Raw genomic sequence first — 15687 nt, forward strand, 5'->3', positions numbered from 1 at the left:
AAGCTCAGGGTGCCGGGCGCTGCGGGCTGCTGCCTGGGGTTGATGCCGGTGTGGCAGGAAGCGGGACGGGGCGCGTGGTCAGGCTGCGTTCGATGGCGCGCACGGCCTCCAGCCGTTCGTTGAGCTGGTCGTTGCGGCGCTGTGCATCGCGCAGTTGTTGTGCCTGGCGCTCCAGCTGGTCTTCAAGCCGGCGTTGCTGCAGCAGCCGTGCCTCCATGAGGCGCGCCAGGGGATGCAGGGGCTGCGCCGCGGCAGCGGTGTTGCCCATCACGCGCTGCACCAGCCCGAGGGCACGTGCCGTATCGACGGGCTGGCGTGTCTGCGCAAGCGCAACAGCCAGGAGAAGCGGGGTTTCCGCCGTCGCGTCTTCCGCCTCGCCGAGGCGGGCGATTTCCCTGGCCAGTTCTGCAGCGGGCATGCGCAGCGTCCGGTCGGCCTGGGCCAGCACCTGCAGCACCGGTTCGGCGGCCTGGGTTGTGCCGGCGGCCGCGGCCTCGCCCGCCGGGAAGGACTCCGGTGCGTCCGGGGCCGGGGCGGCAACCGCCACGATGGGGGCGGGCGCTCCTGCCGCCGCTGCTGCCGCCTTGGGCGAGGTGGCATTGCAGCCCGTCAGCACGAGCGCTGCGGCCAGCGGCAAGATCCATGCAGGGGAATTCAGCGCTTGCTGGCCGGCAGGGCGGCAAGGGAAACAACTAGGCGGCATGTGGTAGTTCCATGCGAAAAAAGGAGTGGACGCCGTCTTCCACCAGCCGCACGCGGCCACCGTGGGCAACAACGTACTCGTGGACGATGGAAAGCCCGATGCCGGTGCCTCGCACTGCATCGTCGGGCTGGCGTATGCCCCGGTAAAAGGGTTCAAACACGCGGTCGCGGTCGGCGCTGGCCACCCCGGGCCCCTGGTCGGAGACATCCACGCGCACGTGGTCGGCGTGGCGCGAGAGGGACAGCCGCACCGTTCCGCCCTTGGGGGAGAAACGGATGGCGTTGGACAGCAGGTTACTGACGGCCGAGGCGATTTTGTCGGCATCGATCTGCAGGGACACAGCCGGTCCCTCCACCAGCACGCGCAGGCCACGGGCCTGCCATTGCAGGCGCTGGGCCTCCACCTGGGCCTCCAGCAGCGCAAGCAGATCGGTGTCGCGCCGCTGCAGCTGGCGTGCCTCGAACGCCGCGGCATTGAAGCGCAGCAAGGCTTCGATCTCCCCCTGCAGCACCAGCGTGTTGTGGTGCAGGATCTGCGTCACTTCGCGCTGGCCGGCGTTGAGCTCGCCGGTCACGCCGTCCTGCAGCAGCGCCACGCCTTCCCGCAGCGCGGCCAGGGGGGTCTTGAGCTCGTGCGAGACATGGCGAAGAAAGCGGGCCTTGTCGGCGTCCAGCTCCAGCAGCCGCAGCCGCAGCCATTCCAGTTGCTGACCGACCCGGCGCACGTCGTCGGGGCCCGAGATCACCACGGGCGCCTCGAGCTGGTTCTCTCCCAGCCGCCGGATCGTGCCTTCGAGCCGCTTGAAGGGGCGGGCGAGCCAGATGCCCAGCGCCAGGGCCAGCACCAGGGCCAGGACGATCACCCCCACCACCTGGTGGGTCACGCTGCGGCGGCTCGCCTCGACCCGGTCCTGCAGTTCACGGTTGCGTTGGGCATTGATGTCCTGCACCGATTGCGCAATGGTGGTGTGCAGCGCCTCCAGCGTGATGAATTCTTCCGCCACCAGCCGCTCGTTCTCCAGCGCCCGCTCTGGCGGGGCATCGAGCAGATCCTTGACGGCGTCCAGATGCCTGCGCCATTGCGCGGACTGCTCTTCGGGGAGTCCGCCCTTGTGCAGTTGGTCGAGAACGGCCAGCGCCTCCACGGACATCTCGTTGAAGCTGCGGCGCAGCGGCGCGTCCCGCAGCACCAGGGACTGGCGGGCCGCGCGCTCCAGCGCCTGCCCACGCTGGTTCAGCGTTTGGGCGGCCGTGCTCAGGGCTGTTGCCTCCGCGCCGCCGTGGCGGCTTTGCACCATGAGCTGTTCCAGCGTATAGAGCGCCCGCAGGGAGCTCACGCCCAGCAGGCCCGCTATGAGCAGGAACGCCAGGAGCAGCAGTTGCTGAAACGAGAGGCCATGCAGAGGGCCGTCGACCCTCTGCGAATCCGCGTGTGGCAGGTGTTCAGGCATTGCCACGGGTGTCTGCTGCGTCTCAGGCGGCGTATGCCGCCTCGCGGGTGCGCACTTCGCCGCGCAGCGTATAGGCCTTGGCCTCGGTGATCGTTACATCCACCATCTGCCCCACCAGGCGGGGCTGGCCCACAAAGTTGACCACGCGGTTGCATTCGGTGCGGCCCATGAGCTCGGTGGCGTCGCGCTTGGAGGCGCCTTCCACCAGGATGCGCTGCACCGAGCCCACGCGGCTTTCGCTGATGGATTTGATGTTGGCGTTGATGACGCCTTGCAAGTGTTGCAGGCGGCGCAGTTTCACGTCGTGCGGCGTGTCGTCGTGCAGGCCGGCGGCGGGCGTGCCGGGGCGCGGGCTGAAGATGAAACTGAAGCTGTTGTCGAAGTGGATGTCGTCGATGAGCTTCATCATCTTGTTGAAATCGTCCTCCGTCTCGCCGGGAAAGCCCACGATGAAGTCGCTGCTCATGGCCAGGTCGGGGCGGATGGCGCGCAGCTTGCGCACCGTGCTCTTGTATTCCATGGCGGTGTAGCCGCGCTTCATGGCCATCAGGATGCGGTCGCTGCCATGCTGCACGGGCAGGTGCAGGTGGCTGGCCAGCTTGGGCAGCCTGGCGTAGGCCTCGATCAGGCGGGGCGTGAATTCGTTGGGGTGGCTCGTGGTGTAGCGGATGCGCTCGATGCCCGGGATGTCGGACACGTATTCGAGCAGCAGCGCGAAGTCGGCGATCTCTGCCGTGCCGCCCATCTTGCCCAGGTAGGCGTTCACGTTCTGGCCCAGCAGGGTGATTTCCTTCACGCCCTGGTCGGCCAGGCCCGCCACTTCCACCAGCACATCGTCGAACGGGCGGCTCACCTCTTCGCCGCGCGTGTAGGGCACCACGCAGTAGCTGCAGTATTTGCTGCAGCCTTCCATGATGGAGACAAAGGCGCTCGCGCCCTCGACCCGCGCCGGGGGCAGGTGGTCGAACTTCTCGATCTCGGGGAAGCTGATGTCCACCTGGGGCTTGTCCAGGCGTTCGCGCTGGTTCAGCATCTCGGGCAGGCGGTGCAGGGTCTGCGGGCCGAACACCACGTCCACATAGGGCGCGCGCTTGATGATCTCGGCGCCTTCCTGGCTGGCCACGCAGCCGCCCACGCCGATCTTCACGCCGCGCGCCTTCAGGTGCTTGATGCGGCCCAGGTCGCTGAACACCTTCTCCTGCGCCTTCTCGCGCACCGAGCAGGTGTTGAACAGAATGAGGTCGGCTTCGTCCACGTTCTGCGTGGGCTCGTAGCCCTGGGCGGCATTGAGCACGTCGGCCATCTTGTCCGAGTCGTACTCGTTCATCTGGCAGCCGAAGGTTTTGATAAAGACTTTTTTGGCCATGGCGGGCTCGCGATCGGGAAAGGGATAAGGCGGGGCGCCCGGCGCTCCGCAAGCATGCAATCGGCTGCGCCGTTGCGCAGGGCGCAGCCGCCGTGTTACTTCTTGATGGGGTCGGATTCCGCGCGGTAGTTGCGCTCGACCGTGTCACTGCCCTTGCGGGGTTGTTCGGCTTCACCCTGGGTCAGGATCCAGGCGGTGATCAGCATGCCGGTGCTGTTTTCGATGACGTAGTTCACCTTGTAGCTCTGGCCCAGCACCGTGTGCGCCATCACCAGCGTGTTCTGCGGGCTCAGCAGGCGCATGCCGGGTGCCATGCGGATGGTGCGGCCGTTGAGCGTGGCTTCCGACACCGTATTGAGGGTCAAGGTGCCGCGCAGGGCCGCATCAGGGAACGTGCGCATGCCTCCGAGGCCAGGCTGTACCTGGGCGGTGGCGGGCAGAGCGGCGTACACGAGGGCGCAAGCGAGCCCGGCGACGATGTGGTGGCGTAGGTTCCGTGCGGGAACGCGGTGGGGAACAGTGCAGCGATTCATGGTTTACATCCAGGGGCTGAAGGGAGAATTCTAGGGCGGACCTGCCGTTGGGGGTGCGTGAGCCAGCAAACCGTCCGAGGCGGGAAATGACCCCATCGGCTGTGGAGGGGCCTGCGCATTGTCAGGGCCAGCCCAGGCAACACGAAAGCCCGGCACCAAAGAAAAACCCACAGTGGGTTGCCGCACTGTGGGTTGGATGTGGTGGTCGTAGGTGGACTTGAACCACCGACATCAGCATTATGAATGCTGCGCTCTAACCAACTGAGCTATACGACCGTAGCCCCAAATTATAGAACAAAAATTATTGGTGTGTGAAGTTCGCTGTGCGTTTGTTCATGAAAGCGTCCATGCCTTCCTTCTGGTCCTGGGTCGAGAACAGGGCGTGGAAGAGGCGGCGCTCGAACATGACGCCGTCCGACAGGCTGCCTTCGAAGGCGCGGTTGACGGACTCCTTGGCCGCCATCACGGCGATTTGCGAGAAGCCTGCAATGATGATCGCGGCGCCCAGCGCCTCGTCCATGAGCTTGTCGTAGGGCACCACGCGGCTGACCAGCCCGGCGCGCTCGGCTTCCGCGGCGTCCATCATGCGGCCCGTCAGGGCCATGTCCATGGCCTTGGCCTTGCCGACGGCGCGCGGCAGCCGCTGCGTGCCACCCGCGCCAGGGATCACACCCAGCTTGATTTCAGGCTGGCCGAACCGGGCGTTGTCGGCGGCGATGATGAAGTCGCACATCATGGCCAGCTCGCAGCCGCCCCCCAATGCAAAGCCGCTGACGGCGGCGATCACGGGCTTGCGGATGGACCGGATGGCCTCCCAGTTGCGGGTGATGTAGTCGCCCTTGTAGGTGTCCGCAAAGCTGTACTTCGCCATCGCTCCAATGTCCGCGCCCGCCGCGAACGCCTTTTCGCTTCCCGTGACGATGATGCAGCCGATCTTCTCGTCCGCGTCGAAGGCCTTCAGCGCGGTGCCCAGTTCGTTCATGAGCTGGTCATTCAGCGCGTTGAGCTGCTTGGGGCGGTTGAGCGTGATGATGCCAACCTTGTCCGCCTCGGTGCGGACCTCGATGGTTTCGTAGGACATGGAAATCTCCTGGATTTATAGGTGGTTATGACGGCGTGAACGAATATACCCAAGCGAGGCTGCAGCGCGCGGAGGTAGGTAGAACACCGTACCGCGCAGCGGGAATCAGTTCAGCCAGCGCCCCACCGCGGCCGCGTTGGCAACCGACAGGCTGATCGTGTCAGGAACGGCAGGGGCTGGCACGGGGCCGCGGGCGGTTTTTCTGGGCGCGGAGGACGGGCCCCGGGACGGGAGTTCCAGCGCCAGGCGCAGCAGGCGGCCATCGCGCGCCACCAGGGCCGTCAATGCCGTCTCGGTGCCTGCATAGAACGCCACGTCCTCCAGCTTGCTGATGCGCCATCCCTGCTGGTTCACCTCGATGCCCAGCCATTCGTCGCCTGGCGTCATGCCCGCCTTTTCCGCGGCACCGCCGCGCAATACGGTCTTGATGTGCACGCTGTGGCTTTCTCCCACCCGCAGCCCGAGCCGCTGGGCCCATTGGGGTGTTTCGGCCTTGAGGTGCACGCCGTGGGCCGCCAGCAGTTCCGTCAGCGGAAGCTCCGTGGTGCCGTGCACCCACTGCGCCAGTTCAGCATCAAAGGATCGGCCGGCCAGCTCTTCCAATACCGCGCGCAGATCGTCCTCGGCCATGGGGCCGCCATGGCAGCGTGTCCAGAGCGCGCGCATGACCTCGTCCAGGCTGGTCTTGCTTTCGCGGCGCAGGGCGAGGTCCAGGCAAAGGGCCACCAGCGAGCCCTTTGTGTAGTAGCTGACGGTCGCGTTGGGCGTATTCTCGTCCTGGCGGTAGTACTTGACCCAGGCATCGAAGCTGGCCTGTGCCACCGTCTGTACGGCCCTGCCGGGGGTCTGCAGTACCTGGTTGATGGTCTTGGTGACGAGCTTCAGGTATGTGGACTCATCGATCAGCCCCGCGCGGCGCAGCAGCAGGTCATCGTAGTAGCTGGTGAAGCCCTCGAAGAACCAGAGCAGCTGCGTGTAGTTCTCCCGCGAGTAGTCGTGCTCGGTGAACTCGGACGGGCGCAGCCGCTTGACGTTCCAGGTGTGGAAGTACTCATGGCTGATGAGGCCCAGCAGGGTGGTGTAGCCTTCCGCGGCGCGTGTTTCCCCGAGCCGCGGCAGGTCGCGGCGCCCGCAGATGAGCGCGGTCGAGTTGCGGTGCTCCAGCCCCCCGTAGCCGTCGCCCACGGCATTGAGCATGAACAGGTAGCTCCTGAAGGGAGCCTTGCCATCTCCATGCCAGAAGCGGATCGCGGTTTCGCAGATCTTCTGGGTGTCCGCCAGCAGGCGCTTGCCATCAAACGATGGCGCCGCCCCGGCCACCACAAAGCGGTGCGCAATGCCCCCGGCCGTGAACCGGCCGATCCAGAACATGCCCATCTCCACCGGGCAATCGACCAGCTCGTCGTAGTCTTGGGCGGCATACAGGCCAAAGCCCTTTTTGTCGGCCTTGAGCGCGGCAAGCCCGGTGGCGACCGACCATCCGGCCGTGGCGGGCGTGCTGGCGATGTCGAGGGTGTGGCGTTGCTTTTCCTGTCCATGCACGCGCAGGCACAGGCTGGTGCCATTGAAAAAGCCCCGGGATGTGTCGAGCCAGGCCGTGCGCACGGAGGTGTCGTAGGCGCAGACGCAATAGGTCAGCACCAGGGGTTTGTCCACGCTGCAGTCCGCCTGCCACCGGTGCTTGTCCAACTGGATCAGCGCCACCTCGCGCTTGCCCTGGTGGGCCTTGAGTTCCTGCAGGTTCTTGGAGAATTCGCGCACCAGATAGCTCCCCGGAATCCAGACCGGCAGCGAGACCTCCTGCAGGGCCTGGGGACGGGTGATCGTCAGTGCCACGCGAAAGAGATGGGCGTACAGGTCGGAGGGCTCGACGCGGTAGTGGATGGCGGCGGGTTCTGGCGTGCGGGAAGAGGGCATGGGCAGCTGCAGGTTCAGGCTTGCGGGCAGATGGCACAGCCCGTGGGAGAGGGCGTCAACGGCGGCGCAACGCGGGTCAGTTCGCTGCGGAGGGTTCGCTGCTGGCCTCGGCCAGGCGCTTTTCCACTTCCTTCGCACCGATCGCGCCCGGCACGCGGGCCCCGTTGGCAAAGATCAACGTGGGGGTGCCCGTGATCTTGTGCTTGCGCCCAAAGGCCAGATTGCGCTGCAAGGCACTGGTGTCGCAGCTTGCCGCAGCCGCGGGCTTGTCCCGCACCATCAGGTCCTGCCAGGCGGTCACAGGGTCCTTGGCGCACCAGATGTTGCGCGATTTTTCGGCGGAGTCTGGGCTGAGGATGGGGTACAGGAACAGGTAAACCGTCACGTTGTCCACGTTCTGCAGGTCGCGTTCGAAGCGCTTGCAGTACCCGCAATTGGGGTCTTCAAAAACGGCCACCTTGCGTTTCCCGTCGCCCCGCACGATGGTGAAGGCATCCTTGAGGGGCAGGGCGGAGAACTCGACCGCGGTGAGTTTGGCGATGCGGTCTTCCGTCAGGTTGCGGCGCGCCTTCGCATCGATCAGCTCGCCCTGGATCACATAGTTGCCCTTGGCATCGGTGTAGAACAGATCCGTCCCGATGCGCACTTCGTACAGGCCCTTCATGGGCGTGGGGCGCACTTCGTCGATCTTGTCCATTTGCGGAATGCGCTCGGCGAGGGCCTTGCGGATATCTGCCTCCTGCGCGGAGGCGGCAATGCCTGAAGCCAGGGCGGCTGCGGCGAGCAGGGTGGGAATCAGTTTCATGGTGTTCTTGTTCCGGAGATCTGTCGGCCTCCCGGTGGAGGCCGCAATGTGGTCAATGTATTCCCATGGCCTGGCGGGCCACGAAGTTCTTCAAGGGGCCGCTTAGCTCAAAGCCCTTCATTCCCCAGTTGCGCAATGCCTGCAGGGGGCCCTCGTGGCGGGAGAAAAGCTGCTGCAGCCCGTCCGTCGCCAAACCCATCGGCAGGAGCGCGGCCTTGCGCTCCCTTTCATAGCGCCGAAGCAGCCGCACATCCGCCACGCTGCGCCAGTAGTCGCGTCCCTGCAGCATGCCTGCCAGGGCCTGCGCATCGGCCAGGCCCAGGTTCAGCCCCTGGCCCGCCAGCGGGTGCACGTTGTGCGCCGCATCGCCGGCCAGCACCCAGCTGCGCGGGTTCTTGCCGCTGGCGGGCAGGGCCCCGCACCAGCGATCCGCCTTGGCAAGCTGAAGGGGCCAGGCTGCGCGCTCCGCACTCAGCACCAACTTTCCCAGCACCTCCTGGCTGCCCGCCTGGAGCTTTTTCGCGAATTCTTCAGGCGGCAAGGCCATCAGCGGCGCCGCCTGGTCCTGCAAGACGGACCATACAACCGCCACGGAGTTCCCCTGGGGTCCGCCCAAGGGCAAAAAAGCCAGGATGCCGTCGGGCAAGAACCACTGGCGCGCCACCTGTCCATGCGCACGTTCGCACTCCAAGCGGGTGGCGATGGCGTGCTGGGGATAGGGCGTCACCTGAAAATCCACGCCAAATTCTTGGCGCGTGCTGCTGGCGCGGCCCTCGCACACCACCGTCAGCGCCGCGGGCACGGGCGACTCCACCCATTCCACCTGCGGCTGGTAGCGCACGGCTTCCGTGAGGCGTGCTTCCAGGGCGGGCACGTCGACGATCCAGGCCAGGGCATCCACCCCCTGGGTGGCCGCGTCGAAATGGACGGCGCCGTCGTGGTCACCCTGCACCTGCATGGTCCGCACCGGCGTGGCGTGTTGCTCGTCCGGCCAGCTGCGCAGCGATTCGAGCAGATGGCGCGAGGCCGCATTCAGCGCGTAGGCCCGCACATCGGCGGCTGCGGCGCCTCTGGGGCCGGGGGCCGGCAGCAGGGCCACTTTCAGCCGTTCGCGGGCCAGCAGCAGCGCCAGGGTCTTGCCCACGATGCCGGTGCCGCGAATACAGATATCAAAGGTTTGGGCCATGGCGGCATTGTAGGAGGGGGCTTGTGCCCGCGCGCGCAGTGCAGAATCGGGGCCCGCATCCCCGCCCGTTTTTCAAGGAGTACCCCGGCGTGAGCTTCAACCCTGATTCCGATCTGTCGGGCACCATCGCACGGCTGTTCGTCTATCCCGTCAAGTCGTGCGCCGGCATTGAAGTGCAGGAGGCGCTGCTCACGGAGACCGGGCTGGACCTGGACCGCGCCTGGATGGTGGTGGATGCCAAGGGCATGTTCCTGACCCAGCGCGTCCTGCCCCGCATGGCGCTCATCCGGCCGCAGCTCAAGAGCGACGAAATGGTCTTGCGCGCGCCCGGCATGCTGGCCCTGCACGTGTCCATCGATGCGGTCGAGGCGCCTGCCACCGTGACCGTGTGGCGGGATACGGTGCCCGCCTGGGACATGGGCGCGGTGGCCGCCCAGTGGTTCACGGATTTCCTGGGCCAGCCGTGCCGGCTTGTCCGTTTCGACCCTGAGCACCGCCGCCTGTCCAGCATGGAGTGGACGGGGGGGATCGAGGCGCCCAATCAGTTCGCCGACGGGTTTCCCGTGCTGGTGGCCAGCGAGGCTTCCCTGCAGGAGCTGAATGCGCGGCTGCAGGCGGCAGGCCATGCCCCCGTGGGGATGGAGCGGTTCCGGCCCAATGTGGTGCTGGCCGGCGTGGATGCCCATGACGAAGACCGTGTGGACATGATTCGGGTGGAGGCCCCGGAAGGCGGGATCCACCTGCAGCCCGTGAAGCCGTGTTCACGATGCCCCATCCCCGACATCGACCCCGCCACGGCCGAAAGCACCCCCGCAGTGGGCGACATGCTGCGGACCTACCGCCAGGACAAGCGCCTCGATGGTGCGACCACCTTCGGCATGAATGCCATCGTGGCCCGGGGCGCGGGCCAGATGCTGCGCGTGGGGCAGCGGGTGGGGGCGGATCTGCGCTTCGATTGAGGCGCGAACCTGCCCCCGAACGGCGGTTGCCGGCGGGCCCGTAAAATCGGCGGTTTGTCTCCGAATTCCAGAAAGCCCTGCCATGAGCCTCCAATGCGGCATCGTGGGCCTGCCCAACGTCGGCAAGTCCACCCTTTTCAACGCGCTGACCAAGGCCGGCATCGCCGCCGAAAACTATCCCTTCTGCACCATTGAGCCCAATGTGGGCGTGGTGGAGGTGCCGGACCCCCGCCTGCAGCAGCTGGCCAGCATCATCTCGCCCGAGCGCATCGTGCCTGCGATCGTCGAGTTCGTGGACATCGCCGGCCTGGTGGCGGGCGCCAGCCAGGGCGAAGGCCTGGGCAACCAGTTCCTGGCCCACATCCGCGAGACGGACGCCATCGTCAACGTGGTGCGCTGCTTCGAGGATGACAACGTGATCCACGTGGCTGGCCGCGTGGACCCGATCTCCGATATCGAAGTCATCCAGACCGAGCTGTGCCTGGCCGACATGGGCACCGTGGAGAAGGCGCTCAACCGCTACACCAAGGCCGCCAAGTCGGGCAACGACAAGGATGCCGCCAAGCTGGTGGCGCTGCTCACGCGCATCCAGGCCGCGCTCAACGAGGGCAAGCCCGCCCGCTCGGTGGAGATCACCAAGGAAGAGCAGCCCCTGCTCAAGTCCCTGTGCCTGATCACCGCCAAGCCCGCGATGTTCGTGGGCAACGTGAGCGAGGACGGCTTCGAGAACAACCCTTTCCTGGACCGGTTGAAGGAATACGCCGCCAGCCAGAACGCGCCCGTGGTGGCCATCTGCGCCAAGATGGAAGCCGAGATGGCCGAGATGAGCGACGAGGACCGCGACATGTTCCTGGCCGAGATGGGCCAGACGGAGCCCGGCCTGGCCCGGCTGATCCGCGGCGCCTTCAAGCTGCTGGGCCTGCAGACCTACTTCACCGCGGGCGTGAAGGAAGTGCGCGCCTGGACCATCCACATCGGCGACACGGCGCCCCAGGCGGCCGGCGTGATCCACGGCGACTTCGAGCGCGGGTTCATCCGTGCACAGACCATTGCGTTTGAGGACTTCATCGCGCTCAAGGGCGAGCAGGGCGCCAAGGATGCAGGCAAGATGCGCGCCGAAGGCAAGGAGTACGTGGTCAAGGATGGCGACGTGCTGAACTTCCTGTTCAACGTCTAGGGGTTGGGAGGCTGAAAGCTCCGCCGGGCCATGGGCCCGATGGCATCGCATCCCTGCACGGCCCCTGGCATGCAGGGATTTTTTTCGACCGTTCGAAGGGGCCTGCGCGCCCCTGGCACCACCGATTTCTATGAACACTGGAATCCTCTACGCCGCGCTGGCCTATGCCGCCTGGGGCCTGTTCCCGCTGTATTTCAAGCAGGTGGCGGATGTGCCCTCGCTGGAGGTGGTGATGCACCGCACGGTGTGGTCGCTGGTGTTTGTCTTTGGCGTGCTGATGGTGCGCAGGCAATGGTCCTGGATGGGCGCCGTGCTGCGCCAGCCCCGTGTGCTGGGCGCGTTCGTGCTGTCGGCGATGCTGCTGTCGGGCAACTGGCTCACCTATGTGTGGGCGGTGCAGAACCAGCATGTGGTGGATGCCAGCCTGGGCTATTTCATTTTGCCGCTGGTGAACGTGGCGCTGGGCTTCGTGTTCCTGAAAGAGCGGCCTCGCCCGGGCCAGTGGCTTGCGGTGGCCGTGGCTGCCGCGGGAGTGCTGTGGCTTGCGGTGCAGGCGGGCCGCCTGCCCTGGATTGCGCTGGTGCTGGCCCTGAGCTTTGGCTTCTACGGGTTGCTGCGCAAGCTTGCCGTGCTGGGCGCGCTGGAGGGGCTGGCGCTGGAAACCCTGGTGCTCGCGCCGGTGGCCGCCATCATGCTGGGCTGGTGGGCCTGGCAGGGCGAGGGCGCACTGGTCCAGGGGCCGCCAGCCGCCGTGGGATGGCTGTTGCTCGCGGGCCCCATGACGGCCGTTCCGCTGCTGCTGTTTGCCGCGGGTGCCCGCCTGATCCCGATGTCCACCTTGGGCATCCTGCAGTACATCTCCCCGAGCCTGCAGTTTGCGCTGGGCGTGTGGCTGTTCCATGAACCCTTCCAGCCTGCGCGCCTCGTGGGGTTTGTGTTGATCTGGACTGCGCTGCTGGTCTACAGCCTGGAAGGCTGGTGGACACGCCGGCAGGTTGCGGCGGCCTGAAGAGGCATCTTTTTCCGGGCGCAAACAGTGGCCGCAAGGCGGGGTGCGCGGCGCCAAACGCCGCCCGCAGGGTGCGCTGCAGCGCGCGAGCTACTGGAAAACACGGAGCGCTTCCGTGTCAGTTCTGCGTAAGATGCGCGGGCCCGTCTGCCGGGCGTCAGCGCTGGCGGACTGTGTATTTCGGTGAACCTGTCACCCGAACGAACCCGGGCCCACGCCTGCCTCCGCATGTTCTTTGGCCGCAAGAATCCGTTTTCGGCGACGGACGCCTTTCCGCTGTCCGACGCCGTCATGGAATTCGATGACTCATCGTCGGCCATGGCGCGTCCCGCGCGCAGGGCCATGGATGGCCTGGGGCCGCGAAGCGGGCGCAGCGCGGGGCAGAAATGGCGGCTGGCCGGGGGGCTGATCGGCCTGTATGTATTGGCGATGGCCGGGTTCTATGCGCTGGGCATGGTGGATGTGCAGGTGCTCGCCGTCCTGGCCGTATTGGTGGTGCTGGGATGCGGGGCCTTCTGGGGGATTTTCAGTTCGGGCCTGCACAAGAAGGTGCGGCACAGGCACCTGAAGCTGGCCATTGTGGCCACGGCATTGGCCTGCATGGTCGGGGTGTTCTATCTGGCGCCGGTCACGCAGATCCTGCTGGTTCCGTTCACCTTCGTGGCGGTGGCCTACGGGATCTTCACCGTGCCGCGACCCGCGCTGCTGGCGCTGGCGGCCTGCATGCTGTGCCTGTACGCCGTGGTGGTGGGGCTCCATTACGTGGAGCAGAAAAATGACGCGCTGCTGCGCCTGGAAGCGCTGCACTGGCTGGCCCTGGCGCTATCGTTGCCCACCTACATCCTCCTGATGGGCAGGGTCCAGCGCCTCTACCGCAGCCTGTACCACGCCAGCCGGAAGATCAAGAACATCCAGGAAGACGCCCAGCGCGACCCCCTGGTCGGATGTTTCAACCGCCGCTACGTGCTGGCCGCGCTGGAGGAACAAAAGCAGCTGGCGGATGAAAGCGGCATTCCCCTGTGCCTCGCCGTGGTGGATATCGACCATTTCAAGCGCATCAACGATGAACTGGGGCATCTGGGGGGTGACGAGGTGCTGCGCACGTTCGCCCGCGTGGCACAGCAGGGGGTGCGCGCAGGCGATGTGTTCGGGCGCTATGGGGGCGAGGAGTTCCTGCTCATCTTTCCCGCCACATCCCTGCTGCCTGCGCTCAATACCTGCGAGCGCATCCGCGCCCAGGTCGAGATCCATGCATGGGCCGGGCTTCTCAAGGGGCGGGTGACGGTGTCGATCGGCGTGACCCAGTACGTGCTGGGAGAGTCGGTGCTGGAGTTCTTCTCCCGGGCCGATACCGCGATGTACATGGCCAAGGAAGGCGGGCGCAACCAGGTGGTGGTCGAGGAGCCGGTGGCCAAGGAGAACTCGTTGCTGCCGGAATCCGGCCACCACACGCTCCTGTGACATGCAGCGCCCCGGAATCGCGGGCGCATGCCACGAACTGGCCCCCCGTTGGCACCGCCGGGTTTTCCACAAGACCGTCCATCAAGTGCGGCCGGAAGCGAGGGCGACGGCCTTCATGACGTGGTCGACTTCCGCCTCCGCCATGCCCGGAAAAAGGGGAAGCGCGAGCGCCTGCTGGGCGTGTGCTTGGGCGTGCGGAAGGTGCACGCCGGGGAAGCGCTTCAGGTATGCCGGTTGCCTGTGGATCGGGGCGCTGTAGTAGATGCGGGTTTGCACACCTGCTTGCGCGAGGGCCGCGCGCAGCCTGTCACGCTGCGTGCACCGCAGGACAAAGTAGTTCCAGGCGTGTCCTTCGTGATGGCAAGGCAGTGAAATGCCGTCAAGCCCCGCCAGGCCTTCCAGGTAGCGCGACGCAATGCTCTTGCGCTCGTCCAGCCAGCTGTCGAGCTGGCCCAGGCCTTGCACCAGAGCGGCGGCCTGAAATTCATCCATGCGGCTGTTGTAGCCCACGTCGGAATGGCATCCGGCGTGCAGCCCGTGATTGCGCAGCGACATCGCACGCTCGATGAAATGAGCATGGCGGCTGGTCAATGCGCCGGCGTCGCCCGGCGCGCCCAGCGTTTTCGTGGGGTAGAAGCTGAGCGTTCCCAGGTCACCCAAGGTACTGGCCTGCTGCCACCCGCGCTCTTCGGTATGCACCCGCGCACCCAGCGCCTGCGCGGCATCCTCTATCAGTGGCACCCCCATGGCGCGGCAACTTCGTGCGATGGCGGGAATCGCGCTCGCATCGCCAAACAGTGGAACCGCCATGACGGCGCGCGTGCGGGCGGTCATGCAGGCCACAACCTCCTTCTCGCTGCAGAGGAAATCGTGGGCCTGGGAGTCGCACAGAACCGGCACGGCCCCCGCGCGGACCACGGCCTCAAAACAGGCAAAGAACGTGTAGGAGGGAAGAACGACCTCGTCGCCGGGTTGCAGCTCCAACAACCGCAGCGCGAGCACGAGGGCGTCCGTGCCGGAGTTCAGGGCCGCCACTGGCTGGGCTCCCAGCCTGGCGGAGAGTTCGCGTTCAAACTCGTGCACAGCCCTTCCGAGGATGTACTGGCCACTCTGCAGGATATGGGCAAAGGTGGCACCGAGGCTGTCTGCGTTGGAGGGGGTTTGCCAGGGACTGCGAAAAAACGGTACGTTCATAGTCGTGCCGCTATCGCCAGGGCGCGTCGGGCGGCGGTGGCCCCGTCCATGGCGCTGGCCAGGTGCGAATGCTGCCCCGTCAGCACCTCGTGAAAGGCGGTGTACTGCCGGGTGAGTGCGTCCGTCTGGGCAAGGTCCGCGCGGTGCGAGAGGGGCAGCTCGCACATGGCGGCGGCCCCTTGCCAGCGGATGGTGGCGCTGGAAGTGTCCGCGCCATGCAGGGCATGAAAGTCCACGACTGCCGTACCCATCGCCACCTGCGCGGATACGCCTCCCCCATGTTCCTGTACGCCAAGGATGTGAAATGAATCCGGTGCCTGGCAGCGCAGCAGGTGGGCGGCCAGATCCAGGTCATGGACCATCAGGTCCAACACCACGGAGTGGCTGCACCCGGGAAGGCGCGACTGTCGTGAAAACACGATGTTCCCCGGCGTTGTGTCCCAGGGCGCGGGCGTCAGCGCCTGATTGAAGCGCTCGATATGTCCCGTGAAGAGCCGGCGGCGGGTCGCCTGGGCAGCATCGAGCATGGTGTCGATCTCCGCCTCCGAGGTCGCCAGGGGTTTCTCCACCAGCACATCGATCCCCCGGTGCATCAACGCGATTGCAATCTCGGCGTGGGTATCTGCGGGGGTCACCACCGAGGCCGCCTCCACGCCACGGGGGAGGCCATCCAGGGAAGCGATGGCGTTGAATCCATCGGCTTGCGCGGTGTCGCGTGCACCGGGTTGGGGGTCGACCACACACAGCACGTCGAACGCAGGATGTGCCTGGGCACGCAGGGCATGCACGCGTCCAAAGCGGCCATAGCCAATCACTGCGATGCGGGTGCGGTTCGCCATGGAGTCC

The 15687-nt window shown here is 66.3% G+C and carries 14 protein-coding genes and 1 tRNA gene; 4 read left to right on the forward strand and 11 right to left on the reverse strand.

Annotated elements, in window-relative coordinates; translation table 11 throughout:
- Positions 1 to 4: 4 nt before the first annotated feature.
- The 9 genes from AC1RVY_RS14695 to AC1RVY_RS14735 form a co-directional block, all read right to left on the reverse strand.
- Positions 5 to 637, reverse strand: coding sequence for a hypothetical protein (locus AC1RVY_RS14695; RefSeq protein ID WP_492806952.1), 633 nt, complete (start codon positions 635 to 637; stop codon positions 5 to 7).
- 55 nt (positions 638 to 692) lie between these two features.
- A complete protein-coding gene (locus AC1RVY_RS14700) occupies positions 693 to 2153 on the reverse strand; it encodes a sensor histidine kinase (protein WP_492807115.1) in 1461 nt (486 codons plus the stop codon).
- Between the two features lie 22 nt (positions 2154 to 2175).
- The gene (gene miaB / locus AC1RVY_RS14705) at positions 2176 to 3519 is read right to left on the reverse strand and encodes a tRNA (N6-isopentenyl adenosine(37)-C2)-methylthiotransferase MiaB (RefSeq protein ID WP_492806953.1); all 1344 of its coding nucleotides are present in this window, start codon (positions 3517 to 3519) and stop codon (positions 2176 to 2178) included.
- A 95-nt stretch (positions 3520 to 3614) separates the two neighbouring features.
- A complete protein-coding gene (locus tag AC1RVY_RS14710; RefSeq protein ID WP_218296044.1) occupies positions 3615 to 4052 on the reverse strand; it encodes a hypothetical protein in 438 nt (145 codons plus the stop codon).
- Positions 4053 to 4251: 199 nt separating this feature from the next.
- Positions 4252 to 4328 (reverse strand) — tRNA-Met (locus tag AC1RVY_RS14715).
- 25 nt (positions 4329 to 4353) lie between these two features.
- Positions 4354 to 5133, reverse strand: coding sequence for an enoyl-CoA hydratase (locus tag AC1RVY_RS14720; RefSeq protein WP_218339678.1), 780 nt, complete (start codon positions 5131 to 5133; stop codon positions 4354 to 4356).
- 105 nt (positions 5134 to 5238) lie between these two features.
- A complete protein-coding gene (locus AC1RVY_RS14725) occupies positions 5239 to 7050 on the reverse strand; it encodes a M61 family metallopeptidase (protein ID WP_369643321.1) in 1812 nt (603 codons plus the stop codon).
- 76 nt (positions 7051 to 7126) lie between these two features.
- The gene (locus AC1RVY_RS14730; RefSeq protein WP_218296041.1) at positions 7127 to 7855 is read right to left on the reverse strand and encodes a DsbC family protein; all 729 of its coding nucleotides are present in this window, start codon (positions 7853 to 7855) and stop codon (positions 7127 to 7129) included.
- A gap of 52 nt (positions 7856 to 7907) precedes the next feature.
- Positions 7908 to 9041 carry an FAD-dependent monooxygenase gene (locus AC1RVY_RS14735; RefSeq protein ID WP_492806954.1) on the reverse strand — a complete coding sequence of 378 codons (1134 nt, stop codon included), beginning with the start codon at positions 9039 to 9041 and terminating at the stop codon, positions 7908 to 7910.
- A gap of 89 nt (positions 9042 to 9130) precedes the next feature.
- Here AC1RVY_RS14735 and AC1RVY_RS14740 point away from each other — a divergent pair, with 89 nt between their 5' ends.
- The 4 genes from AC1RVY_RS14740 (at position 9131) to AC1RVY_RS14755 (ending at position 13647) form a co-directional block, all read left to right on the forward strand.
- Positions 9131 to 10000, forward strand: coding sequence for an MOSC domain-containing protein (locus AC1RVY_RS14740; protein WP_492806955.1), 870 nt, complete (start codon positions 9131 to 9133; stop codon positions 9998 to 10000).
- A gap of 82 nt (positions 10001 to 10082) precedes the next feature.
- Positions 10083 to 11177, forward strand: coding sequence for a redox-regulated ATPase YchF (ychF, locus tag AC1RVY_RS14745; RefSeq protein ID WP_218296038.1), 1095 nt, complete (start codon positions 10083 to 10085; stop codon positions 11175 to 11177).
- Between the two features lie 130 nt (positions 11178 to 11307).
- Complete coding sequence (rarD, locus tag AC1RVY_RS14750) at positions 11308 to 12186, forward strand: EamA family transporter RarD (protein ID WP_492806956.1); 879 nt, start codon at positions 11308 to 11310, stop codon at positions 12184 to 12186.
- A gap of 228 nt (positions 12187 to 12414) precedes the next feature.
- Positions 12415 to 13647 (forward strand): GGDEF domain-containing protein, encoded by a 1233-nt coding sequence (locus AC1RVY_RS14755; RefSeq protein WP_492806957.1) that lies wholly within the window; start codon positions 12415 to 12417, stop codon positions 13645 to 13647.
- Between the two features lie 81 nt (positions 13648 to 13728).
- Here AC1RVY_RS14755 and AC1RVY_RS14760 read toward each other — a convergent pair whose 3' ends face one another.
- Positions 13729 to 14841, reverse strand: a complete 1113-nt coding sequence (locus AC1RVY_RS14760; protein WP_492806958.1) for a DegT/DnrJ/EryC1/StrS family aminotransferase — start codon at positions 14839 to 14841, stop codon at positions 13729 to 13731.
- Positions 14838 to 15680: a Gfo/Idh/MocA family protein gene (locus AC1RVY_RS14765; protein ID WP_369643314.1), complete on the reverse strand. Its 843-nt coding sequence runs from the start codon at positions 15678 to 15680 to the stop codon at positions 14838 to 14840. Before AC1RVY_RS14765 ends, AC1RVY_RS14760 begins: the two co-directional genes overlap by 4 nt.
- Positions 15681 to 15687 lie beyond the last annotated feature (7 nt).

Source organism: Acidovorax sp. GW821-FHT11A03 (genome assembly GCF_058809075.1).

What these genes read in the sequence shown, in the direction of transcription:
- AC1RVY_RS14700 (WP_492807115.1), bottom strand. Translation starts at nt 2,153, where the DNA reads ATGCCTGAACACCTGCCACACGCGGATTCGCAGAGGGTCGACGGCCCT.
- miaB (WP_492806953.1), bottom strand. Translation starts at nt 3,519, where the DNA reads ATGGCCAAAAAAGTCTTTATCAAAACCTTCGGCTGCCAGATGAACGAG.
- AC1RVY_RS14710 (WP_218296044.1), bottom strand. Translation starts at nt 4,052, where the DNA reads ATGAATCGCTGCACTGTTCCCCACCGCGTTCCCGCACGGAACCTACGC.
- AC1RVY_RS14720 (WP_218339678.1), bottom strand. Translation starts at nt 5,133, where the DNA reads ATGTCCTACGAAACCATCGAGGTCCGCACCGAGGCGGACAAGGTTGGC.
- AC1RVY_RS14725 (WP_369643321.1), bottom strand. Translation starts at nt 7,050, where the DNA reads ATGCCCTCTTCCCGCACGCCAGAACCCGCCGCCATCCACTACCGCGTC.
- AC1RVY_RS14730 (WP_218296041.1), bottom strand. Translation starts at nt 7,855, where the DNA reads ATGAAACTGATTCCCACCCTGCTCGCCGCAGCCGCCCTGGCTTCAGGC.
- AC1RVY_RS14735 (WP_492806954.1), bottom strand. Translation starts at nt 9,041, where the DNA reads ATGGCCCAAACCTTTGATATCTGTATTCGCGGCACCGGCATCGTGGGC.
- ychF (WP_218296038.1), top strand. Translation starts at nt 10,083, where the DNA reads ATGAGCCTCCAATGCGGCATCGTGGGCCTGCCCAACGTCGGCAAGTCC.
- rarD (WP_492806956.1), top strand. Translation starts at nt 11,308, where the DNA reads ATGAACACTGGAATCCTCTACGCCGCGCTGGCCTATGCCGCCTGGGGC.
- AC1RVY_RS14755 (WP_492806957.1), top strand. Translation starts at nt 12,415, where the DNA reads ATGTTCTTTGGCCGCAAGAATCCGTTTTCGGCGACGGACGCCTTTCCG.
- AC1RVY_RS14760 (WP_492806958.1), bottom strand. Translation starts at nt 14,841, where the DNA reads ATGAACGTACCGTTTTTTCGCAGTCCCTGGCAAACCCCCTCCAACGCA.
- AC1RVY_RS14765 (WP_369643314.1), bottom strand. Translation starts at nt 15,680, where the DNA reads ATGGCGAACCGCACCCGCATCGCAGTGATTGGCTATGGCCGCTTTGGA.